The organism is Plantactinospora sonchi (assembly GCF_036422035.1).
Classification (GTDB): domain Bacteria; phylum Actinomycetota; class Actinomycetes; order Mycobacteriales; family Micromonosporaceae; genus Plantactinospora; species Plantactinospora sonchi.
Map to the genome: position 1 here is coordinate 138,829 of NZ_JAZGQK010000031.1, position 24,361 is coordinate 163,189.

16 protein-coding genes and 1 pseudogene are annotated in these 24,361 nt (G+C 69.4%); 12 read left to right on the plus strand and 5 right to left on the minus strand.

Annotated features, from left to right (window positions below):
- The first annotated feature begins 144 nt into the window (after nucleotides 1-144).
- A complete protein-coding gene (locus tag V1633_RS30505; protein WP_331217761.1) occupies nucleotides 145-753 on the plus strand; it encodes a dihydrofolate reductase family protein in 609 nt (202 codons plus the stop codon).
- A gap of 224 nt (nucleotides 754-977) precedes the next feature.
- On the opposite strand, the gene V1633_RS30510 is transcribed toward V1633_RS30505, so the two are convergent.
- Nucleotides 978-1,106 (minus strand): hypothetical protein, encoded by a 129-nt coding sequence (locus V1633_RS30510; protein ID WP_331217762.1) that lies wholly within the window; start codon nucleotides 1,104-1,106, stop codon nucleotides 978-980.
- A 517-nt stretch (nucleotides 1,107-1,623) separates the two neighbouring features.
- Here V1633_RS30510 and V1633_RS30515 point away from each other — a divergent pair.
- The 3 genes and pseudogenes from V1633_RS30515 (at nucleotide 1,624) to V1633_RS30525 (ending at nucleotide 3,901) form a co-directional block, all read left to right on the plus strand.
- Entirely contained in the window at nucleotides 1,624-2,799 is a 1,176-nt protein-coding gene (locus V1633_RS30515; RefSeq protein ID WP_331217763.1) for a cytochrome P450, read from the plus strand.
- Nucleotides 2,793-3,005, plus strand: a pseudogene (locus V1633_RS30520) (4Fe-4S domain-containing protein); the annotation flags it as partial. The gene V1633_RS30515 and the pseudogene V1633_RS30520, both read left to right, overlap by 7 nt.
- A gap of 272 nt (nucleotides 3,006-3,277) precedes the next feature.
- Nucleotides 3,278-3,901, plus strand: a complete 624-nt coding sequence (locus tag V1633_RS30525) for a hypothetical protein (RefSeq protein WP_331217765.1) — start codon at nucleotides 3,278-3,280, stop codon at nucleotides 3,899-3,901.
- Nucleotides 3,902-4,314: 413 nt separating this feature from the next.
- Here V1633_RS30525 and V1633_RS30530 read toward each other — a convergent pair whose 3' ends face one another.
- A complete protein-coding gene (locus V1633_RS30530; RefSeq protein ID WP_331217766.1) occupies nucleotides 4,315-5,361 on the minus strand; it encodes an alcohol dehydrogenase catalytic domain-containing protein in 1,047 nt (348 codons plus the stop codon).
- Nucleotides 5,362-5,504: 143 nt separating this feature from the next.
- Here V1633_RS30530 and V1633_RS30535 point away from each other — a divergent pair, with 143 nt between their 5' ends.
- From V1633_RS30535 to V1633_RS30550, 4 genes are all read left to right on the plus strand, one after another.
- Nucleotides 5,505-6,425, plus strand: a complete 921-nt coding sequence (locus V1633_RS30535; protein ID WP_331217767.1) for a helix-turn-helix transcriptional regulator — start codon at nucleotides 5,505-5,507, stop codon at nucleotides 6,423-6,425.
- 181 nt (nucleotides 6,426-6,606) lie between these two features.
- Nucleotides 6,607-9,561 (plus strand): helix-turn-helix transcriptional regulator, encoded by a 2,955-nt coding sequence (locus tag V1633_RS30540; RefSeq protein ID WP_331217768.1) that lies wholly within the window; start codon nucleotides 6,607-6,609, stop codon nucleotides 9,559-9,561.
- Between the two features lie 80 nt (nucleotides 9,562-9,641).
- Nucleotides 9,642-9,791: a hypothetical protein gene (locus tag V1633_RS30545; RefSeq protein ID WP_331217769.1), complete on the plus strand. Its 150-nt coding sequence runs from the start codon at nucleotides 9,642-9,644 to the stop codon at nucleotides 9,789-9,791.
- Nucleotides 9,792-9,806: 15 nt separating this feature from the next.
- Nucleotides 9,807-15,992 (plus strand): S8 family serine peptidase, encoded by a 6,186-nt coding sequence (locus tag V1633_RS30550; protein ID WP_331217770.1) that lies wholly within the window; start codon nucleotides 9,807-9,809, stop codon nucleotides 15,990-15,992.
- Nucleotides 15,993-16,215: 223 nt separating this feature from the next.
- Here V1633_RS30550 and V1633_RS30555 read toward each other — a convergent pair whose 3' ends face one another.
- A complete protein-coding gene (locus V1633_RS30555) occupies nucleotides 16,216-17,250 on the minus strand; it encodes an SDR family NAD(P)-dependent oxidoreductase (RefSeq protein WP_331217771.1) in 1,035 nt (344 codons plus the stop codon).
- A gap of 74 nt (nucleotides 17,251-17,324) precedes the next feature.
- Between V1633_RS30555 and V1633_RS30560 the strand changes: the two genes are divergently transcribed.
- A complete protein-coding gene (locus V1633_RS30560; protein WP_331217772.1) occupies nucleotides 17,325-18,254 on the plus strand; it encodes an AraC family transcriptional regulator in 930 nt (309 codons plus the stop codon).
- Nucleotides 18,255-18,573: 319 nt separating this feature from the next.
- On the opposite strand, the gene V1633_RS30565 is transcribed toward V1633_RS30560, so the two are convergent.
- Complete coding sequence (locus V1633_RS30565) at nucleotides 18,574-19,818, minus strand: MFS transporter (RefSeq protein WP_331217773.1); 1,245 nt, start codon at nucleotides 19,816-19,818, stop codon at nucleotides 18,574-18,576.
- A 73-nt stretch (nucleotides 19,819-19,891) separates the two neighbouring features.
- On the opposite strand from V1633_RS30565, the gene V1633_RS30570 reads away from it, so the two are divergent.
- Nucleotides 19,892-20,734: a LysR family transcriptional regulator gene (locus tag V1633_RS30570; RefSeq protein WP_331217774.1), complete on the plus strand. Its 843-nt coding sequence runs from the start codon at nucleotides 19,892-19,894 to the stop codon at nucleotides 20,732-20,734.
- Nucleotides 20,735-20,816: 82 nt separating this feature from the next.
- On the plus strand, nucleotides 20,817-21,311 hold the full coding sequence (locus tag V1633_RS30575) for a DinB family protein (RefSeq protein WP_331217775.1): 495 nt from the start codon (nucleotides 20,817-20,819) through the stop codon (nucleotides 21,309-21,311).
- A gap of 333 nt (nucleotides 21,312-21,644) precedes the next feature.
- Here the strand turns inward: V1633_RS30575 and V1633_RS30580 are convergent, their stop codons facing one another.
- A complete protein-coding gene (locus tag V1633_RS30580; RefSeq protein WP_407952131.1) occupies nucleotides 21,645-22,613 on the minus strand; it encodes a LuxR C-terminal-related transcriptional regulator in 969 nt (322 codons plus the stop codon).
- Nucleotides 22,614-23,129: 516 nt separating this feature from the next.
- Here V1633_RS30580 and V1633_RS30585 point away from each other — a divergent pair.
- On the plus strand, nucleotides 23,130-24,361 hold a 1,232-nt coding region (locus tag V1633_RS30585; RefSeq protein WP_331217777.1), incomplete at its 3' end, for a peptidoglycan DD-metalloendopeptidase family protein.

Consider the following 24,361-nt stretch of genomic DNA (forward strand, 5'->3'; position numbering starts at 1 on the left):
GAGAGGCTCTCGGCCGAACGACCGGAAAACCGTCGGGTCCTGGTGACCGAGGGAGGCAAGGCCCATGACAGAGCCGACGGAGCGGAACCGCTGTCGCGAGACAGCCCGTTAGCCGAACTATCTCTGCAGAAAGAGGAATCAGGAATGACAGGTAGGCTGGTGGTCTCCACCTTTGTGTCCTTGGACGGGATCATGCAGGGCCCCGGCGGAGTCGGCGAGGACGACTCGAACGGCTTCCCGCACGGCGGATGGCTGCCCCCGCACGTCGACGAGGGGTTCGGCCGCATCATGACCGAGGTGTTCGACCGCGCGGACGGCATGCTGCTCGGCCGCAGGTCGTACGAGATTCTCGCCTCGCACTGGCCCAACGTGCCCGACGACGAGGGCGGCGAGAAGATCAACGGCATGGCGAAGTACGTCGCCACGAGGACGCCGATGACCGCCGGGTGGAACAACACCCGAGTCCTGGTGGGCGAGGCAGCGCAGACGGTCGCCGAGCTCAAGCAGGACACCGACGGCGAGGTCCTCGTGCAGGGCAGCAGCAACCTGCTCCGTACGTTGCAGGAGGCGGAGCTGGTCGACGAGTACCGGCTCCTGGTCTTCCCCGTCGTCCTCGGCGAGGGGAAGCGGCTCTTCGCCGAGGGCACCAAGCCGACGGGGCTGAAGCTGACCGGGTCGAGCGCCACCGACGCCGGCGTCGTGTACCTCACCTACGAGTGGGCAGGCAAACCGAGCTACGGCGCCGTCGCCTAGCTGGACGGCCGGGAGGGGGCGTCCCCTCCCGGCTACCCAAAGGGCTATCGGGGGTCATGCCCCGACGTGGGTTCGTCCCGGTTCGCCCGCGTCGGCCGACGAGCCGAGCGTCCAGCGGGTGCCCACATCGCGATCACCGCAGCGACCATGGCCGCCTTCTGCGTCCGCCGGTCCCCCGTGGATGCGCCGGGCCGGCCGGTGGTGACCGGCTGGATCGTACGGTGCTAGTTGTTACGCGAGCGCAGGAACAGGATCACGACGATGGCGACCCCGACGAGGACGAAGAACCCGATCAGCACGGGTGTGGCGACAGGCGTCTTCGGACCGCCGACCACGGCGAGGTTTTCCAGCATGTCTATCTCCGTCCGATGAGGAGGGACCGGGCCAGGACCTTCCTGTTCCCAAAATGCCCGGCGGGCAACCCGCTCCGGCTCACCGGTCGGTGGGCCGGTGCCGCGGAATCCACAATTACACCCCGGTCTCCTCGCCCGGTCTGCTCTGGATCGTGATTGTGCCGTCGAGGTCGGCGATCTCGACAGCGTCGAGATCACTCGTCCATGGCGGGGCCCGTGGCGACGACAGCCACCCTTCTCACCGGCCCTGCGGGTGCCGGGAAGTCGTTCGTCCTGGTCATCGCGTCGTGATCGTCGAGACGAGAAGTCGGGCCGCAGGGACGAGCAACTCTCGTCGATTCCGCGCACCATACGGTGAATCCGCGCCTGACCCACGGGAACACCACGGAGTAACGCCGCATCCACCGCGAACTGATCTTCCTCGCGGTGAGGGTCGCGGCTTCCACCGCGCGGTACGGTCGTCGTCGGGAGGAACATTCCGTCTGCTTGATCAGCCTTTGCGATGGGAGATGGCGCCATGACCGATTCCCTGGTCCTTCCCCTGAACCGCACCTGCCCCTACGCTCCGCCCCCGGAGCACATCCGGCTGCAACAAGAGCCGGTGACCCGGGTGACGCTTCCCGATGGCTCGCAGGCATGGGCACTGAGCCGACTCGAGGACATCCGCGCGATGCTGACCGACCCCCGGTTCAGCTCCGACCGCCAACGCGAGGGATTTCCGCTGCAGCCGCCCGCACGGCGAACCGGCACTCCGGTCCGACAGTCCATGATCGGGCTCGATCCGCCGGAGCACGGTGAGGCCCGGCGTGCGGTCGTCGGCGAGTTCACCGTCAGGCGGATGACCGCACTGCGCCCGCGCATCCAGCAGATCGTGGACGAGCACGTCGACGCGATGCTCGCCGGACCGCGCCCCGCCGACCTCGTCCCGGCGCTGGCACTGCCGGTGCCGTCGCTGGTCATCTGCGAGCTGCTCGGCGTGCCGTACACCGACCACGACTTCTTCCAGAGTCGGTCCGCCAACCTGTTGAACCGCTCCATTCCGGCTGACGAACGCTATGCGGCGGCCAACGAGATCCGCGAGTACATGGCCGCGTTGATCGTCGAGAAGGAGAAGCAGCCGGCCGACGACCTGCTCAGCCGCCAACTGGCCAAGGGCGCCGATCGGGAGGACCTGGCGGGTCTCGGCTTCCTGTTGCTGCTCGCCGGGCACGAGACCACCGGAAACATGATCTCTCTCGGCGTGATGACGCTGCTGGAACGGCCACCGGCACTGGCCGCGATGAAGGAGGACCCCACCGTCACGCCGGAGGTCGTCGAGGAACTGCTCCGGTACTTCACGATCGCCGAGTTCGTCACGTCCCGGGTCGCCACCGAGGACGTCGAGATCGGCGGCGCACTGATCCGGGCCGGCGAGGGCGTCATCACGCTCGGCAACGCCGCGAACCGCGACCCCGCCGCGTTCACCGACGCCGACACCTTCGACATCAGACGCGGCGCCCGCCACCACATCGCGTTCGGCTTCGGACCGCACCAGTGCCTTGGCCAGAACCTCGCCCGACTCGAACTCCAGATCGTCTTCGACACCCTGTTCGCCCGCATCCCCGGCCTCAAGCTCGCCACGACGACCGACGAACTGTCGTTCAAGAACGACTCCACCGTCTACGGCCTGCACTCCCTCCCGGTCACCTGGTAGCAGACATGATCCAGGTAACCGCGGACCCCACCCGCTGCGTCGGCGCCGGCCAGTGCGTACTCGCCGAACCGTCCGTGTTCGACCAGAACGAGGACGACGGAACCGTAATCGTCCTCGACAACGCCCCGACGGACGAGCAGACGATCAGCCAGGTACGGCAGGCGATCCACCTCTGCCCCAGCCGGGCGCTGGCCCTCGCCGAACAGCCTGCTCCCGCTCGCACCGACGCGCCTCGGGCGCCTGCTGGCGATGATGCCGGCGGCGCTGCACCATGACCGCACGCAGGCGCGGCAGATCGGCCGTGACAGCGGCGCCGTCGGGACTCTCGTCCGACACCTGCACACCTCGGTCGGTGGCCGTGCAGAAAAGCGCTCCCGCAGCTACATCATCGCCGTGTACATGACCTCCGGGACATGCGCCCTGCGGCCACAACGAGGCTATCGATCACCTGGGATCCTGTCGTACTAGTCTTCGCCGCATGGCCTTACGACCGGACGAGTTCTATGACCACGCAGTCGCCGTCGCGGACGGCGAGCGCCGGCTCCCGTTGGCACGCATGACGGGCTGGGAGATCAGCCCGTTCGACCCGGACGGACTACGCGTAGCGCCGTTACGCCCGCCAGTGCTGCCCGAGCCCGCCCGACACGGCGAGGACCCGTCGGACTGCGACGCCTGCCGCGACCGGGACGAAGGGATCTGGTTCAACGATCACTGGCGGCTGGCCCGCATTTCGGGAGTGGGCGTTCCGCTGGCGCTCATGCTGTACCCGCGCGATCACTACGACATGGCGGATCTACCTGACGAACTGGCCGCCGAACTGGGCCTACTGAGCACTCGTATCGTCCGCCACGTGCAGGCACTGCCGCACATCTCGCGGGCCCACGTCTACCGCGTCGGAGACGGTGGCGCCCACCTGCACGTCTGGTTCTTCGCTCGACCCGAAGGACAGGCCCAGTTGTACGGCTCGTGGCTGGTCGTCTGGGACGACCTGCTACCCGAGTATCCAGCGGACATCGCCGAAGCTGACGCGGAAATCGTGGCAGACGCGCTGGTCGCGTCCCACGGAGGCCACCGGTCGCCCACCAGCGAACCGGCCGTCTGACCGGCCCCGAGCCACGAACCGGATGTCACCGTCACGCTGTTGCCACCGCCGCCGCGCGTTCTGCTGAAGGTCAGGTATCCGGACCTGCCGCATGGCGGGCCTTACGTTGACGGCGGCTGCGTTGCGGATCGCGATCGCGGCGCGTCAGCTCGTGGCCGAGTGTTGGCGGGACACCGCGCGCACGACCGGCCGGTCAGCAGTAGCACCCCTTCCGCACGTGCTTCGGCCCTCGCCTCCCCGGCCTGGACCGGCGAAACTGCCGATGCGGGTCCCGGCCGTGTTCGGTACTTCCCGAATCGGCCGGACCGGGCCGCCGGTCGCGGCGGTGGCCACGGATGCCGACCACCGAGTTCGACGGGCGCGGCCGCTGCGGCGACCTCACGGCGCGCCCGCCACGGAGTCGGTGTTTTCGATTACGGCCTGATGAGGACTTTGAGATTGCTGCGGTCGGCCATGTGCTGGTAGCCGGCCGGGATGCCGTCGAGGTCGGTAGTGGTGTCGAAGACCTTTCCCGGGTTGATGGTGCCGTCGGCGATGTCGGGCATGAGTTCCTCGATGTAGGCGCGGACGGGTGCGGGACCGCCGGCGAGGCGGATGTTGTGGCGGAACAGGCTGCCGAAGCCGATCGGGGCCTGTTCGTACTGGGGGACGCCGACCCGGCTGATGACGCCGCCGCGGCGTACGACGCCGAAGGCCTGTTCGTAGGCGGGCATGGTGCCGACGCATTCGAGGACCACCTGGGTGCCGTGTCCGCCGGTCAGTTCGCGGATCTGGGTGATGCCCTCGTCGCCGCGGGCGGAGACGACGTCGGTGGCGCCGAACTCCCGGCCGAGGTCGGTGCGCGTCTTGTGACGGCCCATCAGGATGATCTGTTCGGCGCCGAGGCGCTTGGCCGACAGCACGGCCAGCAGGCCGACGGCGCCGTCACCGATGACGGTGACGCGGGTGCGCTCGGTGACGCCGCCCACGGCGGCGGCGTGGTAGCCGGTGCCCAGAACGTCGGAGAGGGTCAGCAGGGACGGTATGAGAGCCGAGTCCGCCGCGACGGGCAGCTTGACGAGGGTGCCGTCGGCGAGCGGGACGCGGACGGCTTCGGCCTGGCCGCCCTCGTCGGGCACGTCGTGCCCCCAGAAGCCGGCCTGGGCGTGGGTGCAGGACGTGTGCTGGCCGTCCCGGCAGAACTCGCAGGTGCCGTCGGAGGTGGCGAACGGGGCGACGACCAGGTCGCCCCTCTTGACGGTGCTCACCTCGGGGCCGGTGTCCTCGACGACGCCGATGAACTCGTGCCCCATCCGGGCCGGGGCGCTGGTCGGCGACATCGAGGCGTACGGCCACAGGTCGCTGCCGCAGATGCAGGAGGCGGTGACGCGGACGAGTGCGTCCGTGGGGTGCTTGATGACGGAGTCCGGGACGTTCTCGATCCGGACGTCGCCGGCGCCGTACATGAGGGTGGCACGCATGTGATGTCCTCCAATGGACTGGGATCGGGTCGGCAGGTTCGATCCCCAGCAGACCGGGACCGCCGCCACCGGAAAAGGTCGCGTTTATCGGGGGTACAACCTCGACCCCCCTCGCGCCGTGAGCGGCGGCTACCGTGAATGACATGGACCAGCGGCCCGGGAACCGCGGCGAGATCCGGGACTTTCTTGCCAGCCGACGCGCCAGAATCACCCCGGCGCAGGCCGGACTGCCGACCAGCGTCCGTCGCCGGGTCGCCGGGCTGCGGCGCGAGGAGGTCGCCGTCCTTGCCGGCGTGAGCACGGAGTGGTACACGCGGCTGGAGAAGGGTCACATCGGCGGCGTGTCCGAAGGCGTCCTCGACGCGGTCGCTCGCGCCCTGCAACTGGACGACGACGAACGCACCTACCTGTTCGACCTGGCCCGGTCATCGCGGCCCGACGGTCGCACGCCGTCGCGTCGCAGGGACGTCGAGGTCCCGCCCCGGGTCCAGTGGCTGCTGGACTCCATGACGATGTCCTCGGCGTTCGTACGCAACGGCCGCATGGACGTCGTCGCCAACAACCCCCTGGCCCGAGCCCTGCTCGCGCCGATGTTCGACAGCGCCACCGTCGACAGGCGCGGCCGCCCCAACATCGCCCGCTACATTTTCCTCGACCCCGGTGCACACCACTTCTTCGTCGACTGGGACGCCGCCGGCATCGCCACCGCCGCCCTGCTGCGCGCCGAAGCCGGGCGTGAGCCCGGTGACCGGGCACTACGCGAACTCGTCGGCGAGCTGTCCACGCTCAGCCCGGAGTTCCGCAGCCAGTGGGCGGCACACGACGTCCTGATCCGCCACGACGGCATCAAACGGCTCCAGCACCCCGACGTCGGCCGGCTGGAGCTGACCTTCCAGTCCCTCGACCTACCCCTGTCCGGCCGAGCCGTGCACGACCTGATCATCTACACCGCCGAACCCGGCACCGCATCCGAAGACCGGTTCAAACTCCTCGCCAGCTGGGCGGCTACGCGGTCTCGGGCGGCAGAGCCCACCAGTCTCTCCCCTCAGCCCGGGCCGCTCTGATCCATCGCGGTCGAGCCGACCCGGAGGCCGGGGTGGACGGACCCCGACGACAGGCGCTGCGCGGAGGACCGGTCTCCGGGCCGCCCGAGGAGGCTGATTCGGCACTCCGGTTGAGGATGCCGCTACGCGAGCCGCCGCGACGGTACTTGTGCCCGAGCAGCGGAAAGAGAGATCATCACGCATGCTCGACCCCCCGCCCGAGGCCGACGGGACTGCACCGACGGTTTCTACGCCGCACTTCGTGGGTCGTGATCGTGAGATGACGGCGCTTCGGGGCGCCTTGGCCCGGCCACCGGCGATCGTGCTGGTGGAGGGCGAGGCGGGGATCGGGAAGAGCCGACTGCTGCGAGAGTGGTTGGCCACGCCCGACCAGCGCACGGCTCTGGTCTCGGTGTGCCCACCGCTTCGCGAGTCGCTGACGTTGGGGCCGATCGTCGACGCGTTCCGTGGGATCGACCGCCCGGTGTCGCGACTGCGGCTCACCGAGCTTGCGGGTGCGTTACGGCCCCTGTTTCCTGAGTGGTCCTCGGACCTGCCGCCCGCACCGCAGCCCTTGGACGATGCGAAGGCGGCACGGCACCGCCTGTTCCGCGCCCTGGACGAGCTGCTGCGGGCGCTGCGTGTCGACGTTCTCGTGCTGGAGGACGCTCACTGGGCAGACGAGGTGACCCTGGAGTTCCTGCTCTTCGTCACCTCCCGACAGCAGTCGGACGGGCCGAGCCTCGTGGTCTCCTATCGGCCGGAGGAGGTGGACGACGGATCGCTGTTGCTGCGGCTGACGTCCCGGTTGCCCGCTGGCGTGACCCAGCTGAGGATCGCCCTGGCGCCGATGCGCCCCGACGACACGGCAGCGCTGGTGTCCTCGATGCTGGACGGCAACCCGGTATCGCAGGAGTTCGCGACGTTCATGCACGAGCGGACCGGTGGCGTTCCGCTGGCCCTGGAGGAGTCGGTTCGCCTCATGTGCGACCGCGCCGACCTCGTCTTCCGCGACGGACAGTGGGTCCGGCTGAAGCTGCGCGAGCTACGGGTGCCGCCAACGGTGCGCGACTCGACCCGGGAGCGGGTGGGCCGTCTGTCGCCGACGGCGCAGCAGGTGTTGCGAGCCGCGGCCACGTTGGCGGAGCGGTCATCGGTGGCCACGATCGCGATGACCGCCGGTCTGTCACCAGCGACGTGTCGAGACGCTGTCACCGAGGCAGCCGACGCCGGCGTCCTGGACGGGGACGACCGCGGCCGGTGGCGATTTCGGCATGTGCTGGCCGCCACGGCTGTCTACGAAGCGATCCCGTTGACCGACCGCAGACACTTGCACCTGCTGGCCGGCCGGGCCTTGGAGGGCATCCATCCGCCGCCGGTGGCACGCCTTGCCCACCACTTCCGTGAGGCGGGCGAGCGGCAGTCCTGGGCGCGGTACGCCGAGCAGGGTGCCGAGCTGGCCATGGCCTCGGGTGACCACACCAAGGCGGTCGACGTGCTGGTCGATCTGTTGTCGTGGGCCGTGCTGCCGCCGGTGGACCGGGCACGGGTCGCGCGCATCGCCGGAGTAGCCGCACTGGGCCGACGTGAACCGGTCGACGAGGTCTACCACCGCGTGATCCGTACCCTGCGCTCGGTGCTGGAGACCCCCGGTCTCTCCGCCCGCCAGCAGGCCGAGATCCGCAACCCCCTGGGTCGGCTCCTGATCACCGGAGGTGAGGCGCAGGCCGCACTCAGCGAGCTGGAGCAGGCGGTGGCCAACCTTGACCACGACCCGGTCGAGGCGGCTCGGGCGATGACCTACCTCGGCTGGGCCTATGCGGGGCCGTGGCCGGCGTCGACCCATCGGCGCTGGCTGGATCGCGCCGCCGAGTACGCCGCCGAATTCGATTCCCCCGCAGAGCGGCTGAACCTGGCCGGCAACCGCGCCGCCGCGTTGCTCATGCTCGGTGAGGAGGAGGCCTGGGACGTCGTCGCCGGCCTACCCGTCGACGGCGCGACCTCGGCGGAGCGGCTGGACGTGGCCCGCATCCACGCGAATGTCGGGACCGGCGCGCTGATCTGGGGTCGGTACGCCGACGCGGAGGAACACCTCGCCGTGGCCCTGCGCCTTGCCGAGGCCGAGCAGGCATCCCGGTTGCAGCACAACGTCCGACTCGAACAGGCCAACCTGGCGTGGCTGACCGGCCGGTGGGAGGGTCTCGCGGAGCGGAGCGCGGCACTCGCCGACGCCGACCGGGACCGGCCGGCGCACTACCTCGGCAGCATTCGCCTCGCGGCCCGGCTGGCAGGCGCGGCCGGACGGCGGCGCGCCGCGGAGGAGCAGTTCCGGCTGGTCCTCGACGAGTCTGCCCGTCTCGGCGCAGCCGACGACACGATGGAGGCCGCCGCCGCGCTGGCCAGACTGTGGCTGACGGACGGAAACAGCGGCCGGGCGCTGCAGATCACGAACGCGCCGATGGACACCGTCCGGAGAAAAGGCATCTGGATCTGGGCGACGGACCTCGTTCCCGCCCGGATCGAGGCGCACCTGGCCGCGGGCGACCTGAAGGCCGCGACACGCCTGGGCGACCAGTTCGCCAGAGGACTGCGGGGCCGTACGGCGCCCGCGCCGCGCGCCGCGCTCGCCGTATGCCGCGGCCTGCTGCTCGCCGCGGCCGGAGACCACGCCCGTGCGGCGACGGCATACGATCGGGCGGCGCGCGCCTGGAGCGGATTGCCGCGCCCCTACGACGTCATGGTCGCCCGCGAGCGTCAAGCCGAGGCGCTCATCGCACAAGGTCAGGTCGACCAAGGCCGAGAGCTGCTGGCCGCACAGTACGAGCAACTGTTCAGGCTCGGAGCCCGCGGCGATGCGGACCGTGTCGCACAGCGGCTTCGCGATCACGGCGCCGAGGTTCCGCGACTGTGGCGCGGCGGCCGACGCGGGTACGGCGACCAGCTCTCACCTCGCGAACTCGACGTGGTCCAACTGGTTGTCGCCGGCAAGACGAACCGGGAGATCAGCCGAATCCTGGCCAAGTCACCGGCCACGGTGGACCAGCAGCTGCGCGCGGCAATGCGCAAGTTGAAGGTGACCTCCCGCACCGCGCTCGCGGTCAAGGCAGTGGAGGCCGGAGTGTTCGCGGAAGAGGACTCCCTCGGCGACCCGTCGTGAAAATTGACGTATCCGCTGGATAGCGACGACCACTCGGCCCCTCGAGCATGACTTCATGATCCATAGCCGTGGGGCGACGCATGCCTGAGCGATCTGTCACGCGTGACGACTCCGCCATCGAGCACCGACCACCCGAGCTGTCCCGCGAGCCGCGCGTCGGCGCCTCCGACGCCGACGACGCCCACGGTGCCGACGAGCACGAGAGCCACGACCCCTACCAGCCCCTGTAGGTTGAAGGACCCCACATGAGACTCAAAGCCCTCGCGGCAACGCTTGCCGCAGCGGTCGGCCTGAGCATGATCCAGGCACCACCGGCGTCCGCCGCTGAGCCGGATCCCGGCGCGGCCGCCAACAAGATCGCGTCGAACCTGAAGGACCGCTTCCGCACGGAGCCGGCGTCCGACTTCTGGATCACGTTCGACTCCAAGGCCGACCTCGGGCCGGCGAAGAAGATCACCGACTGGGCCGCTCGCGGTCAATTCGTCTACGACGCGCTGGGCGCGGCGGCGAAGCAGTCCCTGGCATCCGTCTCCACCGAGCTCGACCGGGCAGGCGTCACGTACACCTCCTACCCGATCGCCAACACCGTGCTCGTCAAGGGGGGCACCGAAAAACTCGCCCTCGACGTGGCCTCGAAGGTGCAGGTCGCCGAGATCCACGCGACGCCGCAGGTCGCGCTGGTCGAGCCGGTGGACAAGAAGATCCCCGCTGACCAGGCTGCCCGCCCGGGCGCGCCGAAGGCCGCCGAGGCAGACACCGCCACGTGGGGTCTGGACGCCATCCACGCCCCCCAGGCCTGGGCCATGGGCGCCACCGGTGCGGGCATCACCGTGTCCAACCTCGACTCGGGCGTCCAGTTCGACCACCCCGCCCTGATGCACCAGTACCGCGGCACGAAGCCCGACGGCACCGTCGACCACAACTACAACTGGATGGCCACCCGGGGCACGTGCACGGGCGCGCCGTGCGACGACAACGGACACGGCACGCACACCATGGGCACCATGGTCGGCGACGACGGCACCAACCACGTCGGCGTCGCCCCGGACGCGCAGTGGATCGCGACGAACGGCTGCTGCGACAGTACCGGCGTCGAGTCGCTGCTCCGGTCCGGCTGGTGGCTGCTCGCCCCGACCGACGTCCAGGGGAACAACCCTGACCCGTCCAAGCGCCCGCACGTCATCAACAACTCGTGGGGCCAGAACGCCGAGCACAACTTTGACGACTTCTTCCGGGCCATCGACGAGGCCTGGAGCGCCGCCGGCATTTTCAGCGTCTGGTCATCGGGCAACACCACGCCGTACGCGGCCTGCGACACCGTCTCCTCGCCCGGCTCCGCCGAGAGTGCCTACTCCGTCGGCGCGTACGACTCGGACGGCACGCTCGCGTTGTTCTCCCGCAAGGGTGAGGGTGAGGGTGGCCGGATCAAGCCCGAGATCTCCGCTCCGGGCGTCGCCGTCCTTTCGTCCTACCCGAACGACAGTTACGTCGAGATGGCCGGTACGTCGATGGCGGCTCCCCACGTCGCCGGCGCCGTCGCCGACCTGTGGAGCTACGACCCGACCCTCATCGGGCAGGTCGAGGAGACCCGCCGCCTGCTCGCCGAGTCGGCCGTCGACGTCGACGACACCGAGTGCGGCGGTACCGCCGCGGTCAACAACAAGTACGGCGAGGGTCGGCTCGACCTCGTCCGCCTGCTCGAACTCGCGCCCCGGCAGGGCGGCACCCTGACCGGTGTCGTCACCGCCGACGGCGTCCCGGTCCCCGCCGCCGAGGTGACGATCGGCGGGCCGTTCAGCCGGTCGATCGGCACCGACGAGGACGGCCGGTTCACCACGAACCTCCCGGTTGGCGACTACCAGCTCAGCACCAGGGTCTTCGGCTACCTGACCGCGACCGCCCACGTGACGATCTCCCTCGGTCAGGACACTTCCGTCACGCTGCCGCTCACGGCCGCCGCCAGGCACGACATCAGCGGCAGGGTCGTCGACGACCGGAAGCGGCCCGTCCCGAACGCCGACGTCTCGGTCAAGGACACGCCGCTGAAGCCGGTACGCACGGATGCCAACGGCGCGTTCACGTTCAGCGGTGTCCCCGAGGGCGGGTACACGCTGAACGTCAAGCCCAACGCCTGCTTCTCGCCCACGGCCGTCCCGCTGACCGTCGGCGCGCAGAACGAGTCGCCCGAGATCCCGGTCGGGCTCGTCGTCGACAAGGGCGGCTACAGCTGCGCCGTCTCCGAAGGCGAATACCTGCGCGGCACCGACCCGGTCGCGTTCACCAGCGGCGTGTGGGCGACGGTGAAGCTGCCGTTCCCGATCGCGCTCTACAACGGCAGCCACGACACCCTCGGTGTCAGCCTGCGCGGCGTGATCTCCCCGGACATCGGCACCGGACCCGGCAGCGGCGGTGCGGGCATCTTCCCGTTCTACCACCAGACCCCCGTCGAGTTCGCCCCCGGCGGGGGCGTCTTCACGGCAGCCACCAAGGTCAACGGCGAGGACGCGTTCGTCGTCGAGTTCCGCAACGCCAGGCTATGGGCCTATCCGACCCGGCCGGAGTACACGGAGCCGGTCAGCTACTCGGCCACGCTCACCCGCTCGGGCACCGTGATCTTCGGTTACGGCGACGGTATCGGGACCGACGACCCGGTGACCGCCGGCGCGCACGCCACCACCGGCATCCAGGGCTGGGCCGGCGTCGACGGCATCCGGTTCTCCGACAGCGCCCCGGTGCTGCGCGACGGGATGATCGTCACCTACGACATGCCTGACTTCGGGTACCTCGACGCGACCGTCGTCGACCAGAACGACGGGCTGCCGGTCGCCGGAGCCAAGGTCTCCTTCAGCAACAAGGAAGGGCTCGTCGAGACCGTCACGACCAACGGGACCGGTATCGTGCACCGCCAGCTTCCGGTCGGCGACTACACCATGACGGTCGACGCGACGAACTACACGACCGCGGCGTACCCCTTTTCCCTCGACAAGCTCTACGCGAATGCCACGATCGACGCGCGGCTGACCACGGGTGTCGCCGGCCTGAAGGCCGACGGCCTCGACGCGCTGCTGGGTACCGACCAGAACGGCGTGGGCTCGCTGAGGCTGACCAACACCGGTTCCGCCCCGCTCACGTACAACCTGGGCGAGGCCGCGCGCCACCCCGACCTCGACGCCGCCGGCGCCACCGGGCGCACCGGGACGGGTGCGAACAGCACCATCGACCTCGCCGCGTGGAAGGCCGGGGCGAGCGGCATGAAGCCGTCGAACGTCGACGGCAAGGCGGCGACGGCGAAGGCCGCGGAAGCACAGGCGGCGGGCAAGGTCGGCGCGACCTCCGGTGGAGACGTCATCACCCGGATCGCCATTCCCGGCACGATTGAGGAGAAGGAGCCCTCGGGCATCGGGTACGACGGCGACGTCTGGGTCCACGACTACAACAGGCGGACCAACACCGCCTACACGGTGACGGGCAGGCCGACCGGCAAGGTCTTCGACGCGTCGTGGAACCCCGCGTACCGCGCGTTCGACATGGCGCTCGACACCAGGACCGGTGACATGTGCCAGATGGAGGACAGCCCGGCCAGCTACATCCACTGCTTCGACCGGAAGACCGGGAAGGAGACCCGGCAGATCAAGGGTGACTGGTCGACGCTGCAGCTGACCGGACTCGCCTACAACCCGACGGAGGACGTGTTCTACGTCGGTGGCCGGGCGAACGGCATGATCGGCACCGTCGCCGGGACGTCCCACGACAACCCGGGTGCGCTGCTCTCCTTCTGCGCCCCGCCGCTGCCCGAGGTGATGGGCCTGGCCTACAACCAGGCGTCCGACACCATCTGGTACACCGACCTCACCTCGAACCGGCCCACCCGCCTGCTGCAGGTCGACCCCGACGACTGCTCGCTGGTCAACGCGTGGTGGTTTCCCGGCCAGAAGGCGGGCCAGGGCGGCGGTCTCGAAACCGACTCGACCGGCGCGCTGTGGGCGGCGGACCAGGTCGCGGACGACGTCGTGCTGGTCGACGTCGAGGACGACCTGCTCGCCGACCTGCCGTGGCTGTCGCTCTCCTCGACCGGCGGCACCCTTGCCCCGGGCGAGTCGACGACCGTCAAGGTCTCGATCTCCTCGAAGAACGCCAAGCCCGGAGTCCTCGGCGCGAACATCGTGGTCAGGTCCGACTCCGGACGCCAGTCCAAGACCTACGTCCCGGTGACGCTCACGACCACGAAGTACCAGGTCGGCGTCAACGCCGGCGGCCCGTCGTTCACCGACGGCTCCGGCTACACCTGGTCCGGCGACCAGGCCGCCGGCAAGGCGGCGTGGGGCTACGAGGGGAAGACGAAGGTCGCCGCGACGAAGTCCGGGATCGAAGGTACGACGGACGACGCCCTGTTCCAGTCGCAACGCAGCACGCCGGACAAGCAGTTGTTCTACCGGTTCCCCGACGCGCCCAAGGGCACCTACGCGATCGATTTCGGCTTCGCCGAGATCGAGAAGGTGGCCAGGGGCAAGCGGGTGTTCGACGTACTCGTGGACGGGACGCTGACGGAGTACGCGTACGACCCGGCGGCGGCCGTGGGCCCGAACGCCGCCGACTGGCGCACCACCGTCGTGAAGCACGAGGGCGGTCCGCTGACCGTGGAGCTGCGGGGTTCGCGGGGTTTGAAGGCCCCGACCATCGCCGCGCTGCGGGTGACGCTCGACCCGCGCGCGGACGCGGCGGAGCCGGAGCCGGAGCCCGAGCAGCCGGAGCCGGGCCCCGTGCCGGTGGCCCCCGCCGGCCGCTCGTACTCGATGAAGGTGACCGACGGGCTATACCGCCAGGGCACGGAGGAGTCCGGGTGGCACGGCGACGACTCATGCGGCGTGCTGTGGTTCGACTCCAGCTTCCTGTTCCCGTTCTACGACACCGCCTGGGACGGCGTGTGCGTGACGACGAACGGCCAGCTGATCTTCGACCAGGCCAGCGCCGTGGGGAGCAACACGGAGCTGCCGTCGCCGTTCACCTTCGACGCGATCTACCCGCTCTGGGACGACCTGGTCGTCGACGACGAGGCGGGCATCTACTTCGGCAGGACCGAGGTGGACGGGTTGGCGGCGGAAGTCATCGAGTGGCGCAACGTCGCCTTCTACGGTGACCGGACGGCTCGGGTGAGCTTCTCGGTCACCCTGATCGCGGACGGACGAATCCAGATCGGGTACGGCGACGGTGTCGGCGGCGACAACCCCCTCACCCGAGGGTCGTCGGCGACGGTCGGTGTGGAGAGCCTGACCCGTAACCCCGCGGGCCAGTACTCCTTCAACCAGCCCGTCCTGAAGGCCGGCCTGGGACTGGAGTACACCCTTCCGGCCGCGGGCACGATCGAGGGTACGGTCACCGACAAGAACGACGGCAAGCCGATCGAGGGCGCGATCGTCACGCTCACCGGGCCGAGCGGTGAACGGGTCATCACCACCGACGCCAAGGGCCGGTGGAAGGCCCAGGCGCTGGTCGGCGAGAACACCGTGCAGGTCGAGGCGCCGAACTACGTCACCGCCAGGCACCCGGTGACGATCGCCAAGAAGGATCAGGCCGAGGTGGTCGACACGGCGTTGACCACGGGCATCGCCACCGTCACCGGAGGAGATTTCGACTGGCTCGTCGGTCCGGACCAGAAGGCGACAGCCGACGTGACCGTGACCAACACCGGCTCCGCCCCGCTCGAGGTGCGGATCGGTGAGCAGAAACGCGCCAGCGACGGCGGGCACGAGGCCGGCGACCTTCCGTGGCTGACCCTCACGGGCGCGGCCGCAACCGGCACGGTCACGCTCGCGGCCGGTGAGGCCACCACGGTCACGGCGACGGCCGACAACGCCGACGTCGAGCCCGGCGTGCTCGTCGGGGACCTGCTCGTGGCGTCGAACGCCGGCAAGGGCGAGGCCCAGCTCAAGCCGGTCCGGCTGGCGACCTCGGCCTACTGGCAGGGCGTCGACGTCGGTGGATCCGGCTACGTCGGTGCCGACGGCTTCGTCTGGTCGCCCGACCAGGAGCTCGGCAAGCGGCCGTGGGGCTACGTCGGCGGCAAGGCGCGTACCACCAAGTCCGACATCGCCGGCACCGAGGACGACGCGCTGTTCCGCACCCAGCGGACCGGCGAGACGTTCAGCTACGTGTTCAAGAACGCCCCCGCCGGGACGTACCGGATCGGCCTCGACTTCGCCGAGATCGAGAAGGTCAGGGCCGGCAAGCGTGCCTTCGATGTGCTGGTCGACGGCAAGGTCGTGCTCTACGACCACGACGTGCAGGCGAAGGTGGGTGCGCTGACCGCGGACATGAACACGGTCACCGTCGAGCACGCCGGTGGCGATCTGAAGATCGAGCTTCACCGCGAGAAGGGCGAGGGCGACCCGATCCTCAACGCGCTGAAGGTCCAGCAGGACCCGCGCCTCTGAGATAGCCGACCGATTCGCCAAGAGTGGTCAGAGCCTCCACGAAAAAGAATTGTCGTGGAGGCTCTGACCGCGACTACCGGGTTCGCGGCGTCAGACCGTACTCGCGTACCTGGTGGCAATAAATCCGAGTTCCTCGTCAGCAGGCGACACAGCGCGTTTGCCCGCCACACGCCAGAGCCCCTCGCCAGCGTCGCCCCGACCGCGGTGGCAGCTTTGCGCCCGGTTACGCCTTGAGTAGTTCCTCGCTCAGGTCCCAGAGGCGCTGTGCGGACTGTGGGTCGATGGCGTGCGGCACGACGGTGGCGGGGGGTAGCTTCCCGGAGCCGAAGATGACGGGCTCCGGGTTCTCGTCCAGTGGTGAGATGTCGTTGTCCTTGCAGTAGACGCCGCCGATATCGGCCAGCAGTGGACTGGTCGCGGCGAAGACGCTGGTACTGGCGCCCTGTTGCGTCGTCTTGTGCTCGCGGTCGGGGTCGATGACCGGCTGGCCCGACTCGTCGATCAGCCCCATGGCCCGCAGCTGCTCATCGCTGAACGTGGCCGTGCGCGCCACCCCCTCGGCGATGTGGGGTCCAAGATTCGTGCCGTAGACGATGCCCGGGTGCACGGCGTAGCCCCGGATTCCGTCCGCGGCCCATCGGCGGTCCAGTTCGACGGCGAACAGCACGTTGGCGGTCTTCGACTGGCCGTATCCGAACATTCCCATCGGGTCGTACCCACTGGTGAAGTGCGGGTCGTCCCAGCGGATGTCGGACACGCGGTGTCCTCCGGAGGTGAGGTTGACGACCCGGGCACCGTTCGCGGCCCGCAGGGCGGCCAGCAGGCCAAGGGTCAGCTGGAAGTGTCCGAGGTGGTTGGTGGCGAACTGCGACTCGTATCCGCGGGCGTCCCGGACCAGGGGGCCGCCCATGATGCCCGCGTTGTTGATCAGAATGTGCAGCGGGCGCCCTGAGTCGAGGTACTGGGCGACAAAGGCGTCGATCGAGCTCGGGTCGAGGAGGTCGAGCCGGCCGGTGTCGACGCGCTCGATGCCCGTCAACCTGGCCGCCGCCCGATTTGGGTCACGCGCAGCCACCGTCACGGACGCGCCCGCCGTGCTCAGCGCCCGGGTCGTCTCCAGGCCGAGTCCCTGGTGGCCGCCGGTGACGACGACGTTGATGCCGGACAGGTCGATCCCGGCGAGCACCTCGCGGGCCGTCGACGCCGCGGTGAAGCCGGAGCCGATGGGGTGCTGTCTGTGGGTCATGTTCTGTGTCATGGCCACCACTGTGCGCCCGCGCTCTCGAACTCTGAATGGTTGTCGGTCCGGTTTTCTTGCGCGATAGTACGGGGATGGCGAGCGATCAGTTGTCCGAGGTGTTGGACCTCGTCGAGGTGCGCGCGCTACTGACCGGCGGGCTGTCAGCCACGGGCCGGTGGGTCTCGCGCGCGCCGGTGCAGGATCTCCTGAAGTTCTTCGCGATGGTGAGCGGCAGGGCCCGGCTGACCACCGACGGCGTTGGCGACCCGGTCGAGCTCCAGCCGGGCGACGTCGCGATCGTGACCAACCGGTCGTGGCTGGAGATCGAAGGCGGCACCGGCGACGGCCCGCCCCGCGTGATCGTCCCGGAGGAGACCGACCCCCAGACCCGCCTCGCCGGTGTCGACCGCCACACCGACGACGTCGTCATCGGCGTACGCGTGGACCTGAACCAGGCTGGTCGGACACTGCTGCTACAGGCGCTCCCTCCGGTGGCACACGTGCGGGCATCGGCCGCAGCGGCCAGCAACCTGCGCACAAGCCTCGACCGCCTGTTCGACGAGGCGACGGGCGGTCAGCCTGGCTCGGCGTTCGCGATCCGGCAGCACGGCCAGCTCCTGCTGCTGGAGGTGCTACGCGCCTACGTCGACCAGGCCGAGCTGCCGCCAGGCTGGCTACGGGCGCTGACCGACGAACGGCTGCGTCCGGCGCTCGCCCTCATACACCAGGAACCCGGAAAACCCTGGGGCCTGGAGGAGCTGGCGCGTGCCGCGGCGATGTCGCGCACGTCGTTCGCCGACCGCTTCCGGACCGTCGCGGGGATGCCGCCGGTCACCTACCTCAACCGGTGGCGGATGCTGCTCGCGCAACGCGCCCTCCGCGACGGCGACGTGCGCGTCGGGTCGCTCGCCTCCCACCTCGGATACGCGTCCGAGAGCGCCTTCAGCACCGCCTTCAAACGCGAGGTGGGCGTGTCACCACTGCGTTACCGGTACCGGGTGCGCGAAGAACAGGGAACGTGACAGTCGTCGTCCGACGCAGATGCGTAGGTTGTGCCCGGTCGATGCTGGCACCATGCGGCAGAGTATGGGGTCCGGGGCCCGATGCTCGCCGCCGAGCCGCCAGACGAACGGCAGACGTCCGCCAGGTTGGACGATCAGGGTGTTGTCGCCGGTCTCGGGACGGCGTGCGCGGTGCCGTCCTCGCGAGGCAACGAATTGGTGGCTGCTCCTCGATCCGGCCCCAGAGGTTTCCGGTGTGGAGAGCCGTCCGTCTCGCTGGCTCGCCGAGGCCTGGACGTTGCCGACGAAGTCGGACCACCGAAAGGGGACGACCCGGACGTCATGTGGCAGGCCGAGCGCCGGCTCCGCGTGGCTCCGGGTCGGATGTCCCGGTACGGTCGAGATCGCCGAGCGGAGCCGCAGTTCGAGCGGACGAGCGACCGGACAGTAGGTAACCGGTCAGCGCGGCGGCGAGGCCGGCCAGCCCGGCTGCCGCGAAGCCGCCCGCCGGCACGGAGAGGTCGATCGCCGTGCCGACGAGCAGGGATCCGAGCGCGAACCCAGCGCTCTGCGCTGAAGATTGCAAACCTGTCGCCTCACCCCGCACACCGGCCGGCGCCAGCCGACTCACCGCGTCGGCCACCGTGGCAAGGGTCGGCCCGGTGAGCAGCCCGGCGCCGACGACGGCCACGCACAACCAGCGCCAGTCGTGGGCGAGCCCGGCGAAAATCGTCACGAGCCCGAGCGAGCCAAGCAGCAGCCACGTGGGCAGCGGCCGGGTCAGTGCGCCGTAGGTCAGTCCGCCGACCACCGACGACACGCCGAACACCACTACGACCACGGCGGCCCAGGACACCTGACCTGCCCCTTGCAGTGTGGCGACGATGGCCAGGTCGACGCCGCTGAGCAGCGTCGTCGTGCCGAACGCCATCGTCAGTGCGGCAATCATCCCAGCGCCCAGCCACTGCCTGTACGGGGGCCGTCCGGCCGCGCCGGCGTCTGCCTCGTCCTCGGCACGCACCGGTGGGTTGAGCAAGACGATTCCCGCCCCGCCGGCCACGATCGCGGCACCGACCCCCCATGCCACCACACCGGGCGACATTGTCGCCGCACAGAGGATCACCACTGCCGGCCCCACGATGTACGACAGCTCGCCCTGCACCGACTCCAGTGAAAACGCGGCCCGGCGCTGCTCCGCCGTCGTCGTCGCGGCGATCGCCTGCCTGGTCACCGCCTGGGCCGGCACCATCAGCAGGCCCGCCACGAGGCTGGTGACCAGCAGGAACCCATACGGCAGGATCGGCACGCTCAACCAGAACACGACCTGCGCTACGACGGTTACGAGCAGTACGGTGCGTAGGCCCCGCGAGTCGATCATGCGGCCGAGCATCGGTCCACCCAACGCCACTCCGGCGGTCAGGGCTGCGGCGACACCGCCCGCTGCCGCGTAGGTCAGCCCCAGGCCCAGCACGACATAGAGCGTCAGCGCCATCACGTCGGCCGTGATCGCGGTGCGGGCAAGCAGCGAGACACTCAGCAGCGATGCCATCCCTGGCACGGCGAGCACCTGCCCGTATCGGGTCATCTCTGTGACGCTAGATCCTCTGCCTTCGTCGTAGGAAGAGCCGCATACGTTGGATCCGGCATAATGATTCCTTATGGCTCGAGAGCTCGAGATCGTATTGCTCCGGTCGTTCGTCACCGCTGTGCAGGCGGGCAGCATCAGCCGCGCCGCGGCCACGCTCGGACATACCCAGCCCGCGCTCAGTCAGCAGTTGCGTAGGCTCGAGAGCGTCGTCGGCCATCCGCTGCTGCACCGGTCGCCAGCCGGCGTCTCCCCAACCCGGGCGGGCGAGGAACTCCTGCCATACGCCGAACGCATCCTCTCGCTCTCCGCACAGGCGCTCACCGAAACTGGGCGCGCGCTCACCGGACACTGCGGCGTCGGACTGCTCGAAGATCTCGCCGCATCCCGGCTTTCGCAGGCCCTCGCCGACCTCGCCCGACTGCATCCCGGCGCGACACTGGAGGTGCTCGTCCTCTCCAGGGCCGCGATGCGGGAGGCCTACGACGCGAGCCGCGTCCACCTCGTACTCGACGAAGTGCCAGACCTGCCCGGAGCGCCCCGCTGGACGGTCCGCCGCCCGCTGGTCTGGGCGATCGGCCAGGATGTGGACCTTGCGGCCGATCCGCTGCCGGTGGTGCTGTTTTCAAACACGTGCGCCTGGCGTACATCGGTGCTGGAGACGCTGGAGCGTACCGAGCGGCGCTGGCGGATGGTGTTCGAGAGCAACAGCTTGGTCGGTGTGCTCGCCGCGATCCGGGCCGGGCTCGGTGTCGCAGCGCTCATGCCCGCGAACCTTGAACCGGCAATGGTCTGCCACGACCCGGACGCCCTGCCCACCCTGCCGGACGTCGAGCTCGGCCTCGCACGGCACCCACGGACCGAAGGGGACCCACTGGTCGACGCCGTGGAGACCGCGCTACGTCAGGTGGTTTGAGCAGGAGCCCATCAAGACCCGAGCACGCCGCGCCACGATGCCCGACTGACTCTCCCAGATGACGAGACCGTAGGGTCGGCGGATGATCGAATCCCAACGCGAAGCCGTGCCACGCAACGACGGTGGCGAGCTCGACACCGCCCTCGCCTTCTTGTCCTTCGCTCGATCATGCGTGCTGAAGAAGGTTGCCGGCCTGAACGAGGAGCAGCTGCGGCGCCGCCTGGTCGTCTCCGACACCACGTTGCTGGGCCTCGTCCAGCACCTGACCGACGCCGAACGGTACTGGTTCGGCTACACGTTCGCCGGAGACCCGCGCTACGCCGACGTCGACTTCGACATGGTGGTCGAGCCGGACAGGTCGCCGGATCAGATCATCGCCGGTTACCGGACCGCGATAGCCGACAGCGATGCCCACATCATCGCAGCTGTTGGCCCCGAGGTCCTCACCGCGCAGCCGGTCGGTGACGAGCCTCGTACGCTTCGCTGGGTGCTCGCCCACATGACGAGCGAGACCGTCCGGCATGCCGGTCACGCCGACATCCTGCGAGAGCTTGTCGACGGAGCCACCGGCCGGTAGGAAATTCGGAGACCACCAACGGCCCGAAGGGTGGGCAGGGTGACGGTGAGGAACGCACCGATCTGCCGCAGATCGCGCGTCATCCGGTTAGGGCTTGGGCTGACAAGGTGTAGCCGTCCGGGAGATTTCCCATCACCCAACTGCCGTGCGCGTTGTCCCACCGGACCACGACATCAACCCCCGCCCTGAAACCCGGCGTGCCCAGCGCCGTAGCGAGGACGAGCCGTGGGAGCGGGTCCGTTCGTTGCTTGTCGGTCCGGAGTTGGCGGGAACTTCCGGCCCGCCCACCCGGATGACCGCGGCCAAGCCATGACTGCGGGCTACGAGGCTGGCTCAGGTCACCCAGCCCCTGCGGGTCGCCTCCACTCCGGCCTGAAAACGGCTCACCGCCCTCAACCGCTCGGTCAGCACAGTCATCATCCGCTGCACGCTACGGGTCGACACCGCCAGTCTGCGGGCCGCGGACTCGTCCGTATGCCCGGCCGCCAGCAGTTTGAGCAGGTGCCGTTCCTGAGTGGTCAGGCCGTCCCCGTCCCGGGCGGGCGCCTCACCGATCGGCCGACCCGACTCCCAGACCTGCTCAAAGAGCTCGACGAGGCCGGCGAGCACGCCCGGAATGTAGATCTCCAGGGCGCCGGCTCGTGAGTCCGCGGGGTCGATAGGCACCAGGGCGGCGCGACGGTCGAAGATCACCAGCCGCATCGGCAGGGTCGGCACGGTACGGCAGTGACCGCCGAGCTGGGCCATCCACCGCACATACGCCACGGTGGCAGGGTCGTTCCGGAAGCTCTCCTGGTAGACACTCCGGACCAGCACCCCCCGCTTCAGAGCGGTCTGGTTGAGCGGCTTCGCCGCTTCGATCGCATCGGACGCCTGCGCACCACCGGTGCTGAACCAGAGGCACTCCCACTCCGCTTCACAGGCGAGCTCGGCGAGCCGGTCACGGACGGCCTCTATCCCCTCCAGGCGGGTGACGACGTCCGCCGAGCTGTGCGCGGAGAACTCGGCGACGATGCTGCCGATCGCCGTCCTGGTCGCCTCGATCTCGTGCTGACGGGCCGCGACCTCCGCCTCGGCACGGGCCAGCAGCAACATCAGGCCGGCCTGCGGGCGCACCGCCCGCAGGCCGTCGTCGGAGGCGCGGACCAGCGCCAGGTCGACGAGCCGGTCCAGTGCCTGGCGGACCGTCTCCTCGCCGGCCTCCAAGAACGCGGCAATCTCCTCCACCTCCGCACAAGGGTGGCGAAGCATCGCCCGATACACGTGTTCGTCCCACCGTGACAATCCCAGATTGGCCAGCAACTCAGCCCCTTCCCCCGTGTGGATCTAGCACGATTCTGCAACAGCCGGCGGTCGATCCGCTGCCCCCGACTCCAGCGTCCGGATCGGCGCGCTGGCGCCATCACGCCAGGCGGAATCGCGCCAGTTCAGAGGCCGTGACTTCCACTCTGAAGATCGACACCCTTGGTTTCGGCGGAGGGTCATCGCCCGAGCGCCAACCACCACACCAAGCGCGGAAGAGATGTTCACCTATCAGAGTACGCAGTTGCTGTTGTTGTTCATGAAGTGTTCATCGCCATCCGCCAGGTCGGACCGGGTCAGATCCGAGCCCGTCTGTCTCCGAATTGCGGTATCGACCGTCAGCCTGGATCGATCCGAGTCCGACAGCTTGCTTGAACAACTTATCAAATCCACGCTTTTTCGCCTGCGGATATCAAGCCGCTGGCGCCTCCTGAGAGAGGATGACCGATGCCCCCCTCGACAACACCCGCGACGATACGGACAGCAGCGTCCCGCGGCCGTTCCATCGTCGCCACCATGCTGGCCGCGCTCGCCGTGATGACCTCGGCGACCCTGGTCACGATCGATCCGCAGAGAGCGGAGGCCGCCGGCCCCCGTCCACTGTTCCAGCTTCCGTTCCCGTGCGGTGAGTCGTGGCTCCTGGGGACCTACCGGGGACACGACGACTACGACATCGACATGACCCCGACCTCCGGCAGCGCGTGGGGTCGGCCGATTGTCGCCGCCTACCAGGGCACGGTGGTCTCGTCCGGCATCGACGGAACCCTTGGTGGACGGACCCCGCAGAACCCGAGCGGTCCAATGGGCACCGGCGGCGGCTACTACGTGAAGATCGACCACGGCAACGGCTGGCGCACCCTCTACCTGCACATGCTCGAAGCGCCCATGGTACGGGTCGGTGACACCGTGAGCCGTGGACGGCAGCTCGGCAAGGTCGGCAGTACGGGCAGTTCGTCCGGTCCTCACCTGCACTTCGAGCAGCAGCGGGACGGCGCCAAGGTCGAGTCGTGGTTCAACGGCATACCGTCGGGCATCACCACCGACGGCTACCCCGCCGGGGAACCGCTCTCACCCTCGGTCACGCGCGTCAGCAACAACTGCGGCGGCGCACAGAGCCGGACCGTGGGTGACTACAACGCCGATGGGCGCAGTGACCTCGCGCTGTACCGGCGGGACCCGGTGAACGGCTCCACCTGGTGGATCCAGAGCGGGGCCAACGACAGCCAGATCCTCGCCGACCACCCCTACGGCGGATCCACCGACATCCCCGCCCCCGGCGACTACAACGGCGACGGCATCACCGACCTGGCCCTGTTCCGCCGCGACTGCACCAACGGCTCCACCTGGTGGATCAAGAACGGTGCCAACGGCACCCAGATCCGCGCCGGCCTCAAATTCGGCGGCTGCAACGCCATCCCCGCCCCCGGCGACTACAACGGCGACGGCGCCACCGACCTGGCCCTGTACCGCCCCGACTGCACCAACGGATCCGACTGGAACATCTACAGCACCCACACCAACACCCACCTCCGCTCCGGCCTCAAATACGGCGGCTGCAACGCCATCCCCGCCCCCGGCGACTACAACGGCGACGGCGCCACCGACCTGGCCCTGTACCGCCCCGACTGCACCAACGGATCCGACTGGAACATCTACAGCACCCACACCAACACCCACCTCCGCTCCGGCCTCAAATACGGCGGCTGCAACGCCATCCCCGCCCCCGGCGACTACAACGCCGACGGCGC

Coding starts and splice junctions, on each gene's coding strand:
- V1633_RS30505 (WP_331217761.1), top strand. CDS start 145: ATGACAGGTAGGCTGGTGGTCTCCACCTTTGTGTCCTTGGACGGGATC.
- V1633_RS30510 (WP_331217762.1), bottom strand. CDS start 1,106: ATGCTGGAAAACCTCGCCGTGGTCGGCGGTCCGAAGACGCCTGTCGCC.
- V1633_RS30515 (WP_331217763.1), top strand. CDS start 1,624: ATGACCGATTCCCTGGTCCTTCCCCTGAACCGCACCTGCCCCTACGCT.
- V1633_RS30525 (WP_331217765.1), top strand. CDS start 3,278: ATGGCCTTACGACCGGACGAGTTCTATGACCACGCAGTCGCCGTCGCG.
- V1633_RS30530 (WP_331217766.1), bottom strand. CDS start 5,361: ATGCGTGCCACCCTCATGTACGGCGCCGGCGACGTCCGGATCGAGAAC.
- V1633_RS30535 (WP_331217767.1), top strand. CDS start 5,505: ATGGACCAGCGGCCCGGGAACCGCGGCGAGATCCGGGACTTTCTTGCC.
- V1633_RS30540 (WP_331217768.1), top strand. CDS start 6,607: ATGCTCGACCCCCCGCCCGAGGCCGACGGGACTGCACCGACGGTTTCT.
- V1633_RS30545 (WP_331217769.1), top strand. CDS start 9,642: ATGCCTGAGCGATCTGTCACGCGTGACGACTCCGCCATCGAGCACCGA.
- V1633_RS30550 (WP_331217770.1), top strand. CDS start 9,807: ATGAGACTCAAAGCCCTCGCGGCAACGCTTGCCGCAGCGGTCGGCCTG.
- V1633_RS30555 (WP_331217771.1), bottom strand. CDS start 17,250: ATGACACAGAACATGACCCACAGACAGCACCCCATCGGCTCCGGCTTC.
- V1633_RS30560 (WP_331217772.1), top strand. CDS start 17,325: ATGGCGAGCGATCAGTTGTCCGAGGTGTTGGACCTCGTCGAGGTGCGC.
- V1633_RS30565 (WP_331217773.1), bottom strand. CDS start 19,818: ATGACCCGATACGGGCAGGTGCTCGCCGTGCCAGGGATGGCATCGCTG.
- V1633_RS30570 (WP_331217774.1), top strand. CDS start 19,892: ATGGCTCGAGAGCTCGAGATCGTATTGCTCCGGTCGTTCGTCACCGCT.
- V1633_RS30575 (WP_331217775.1), top strand. CDS start 20,817: ATGATCGAATCCCAACGCGAAGCCGTGCCACGCAACGACGGTGGCGAG.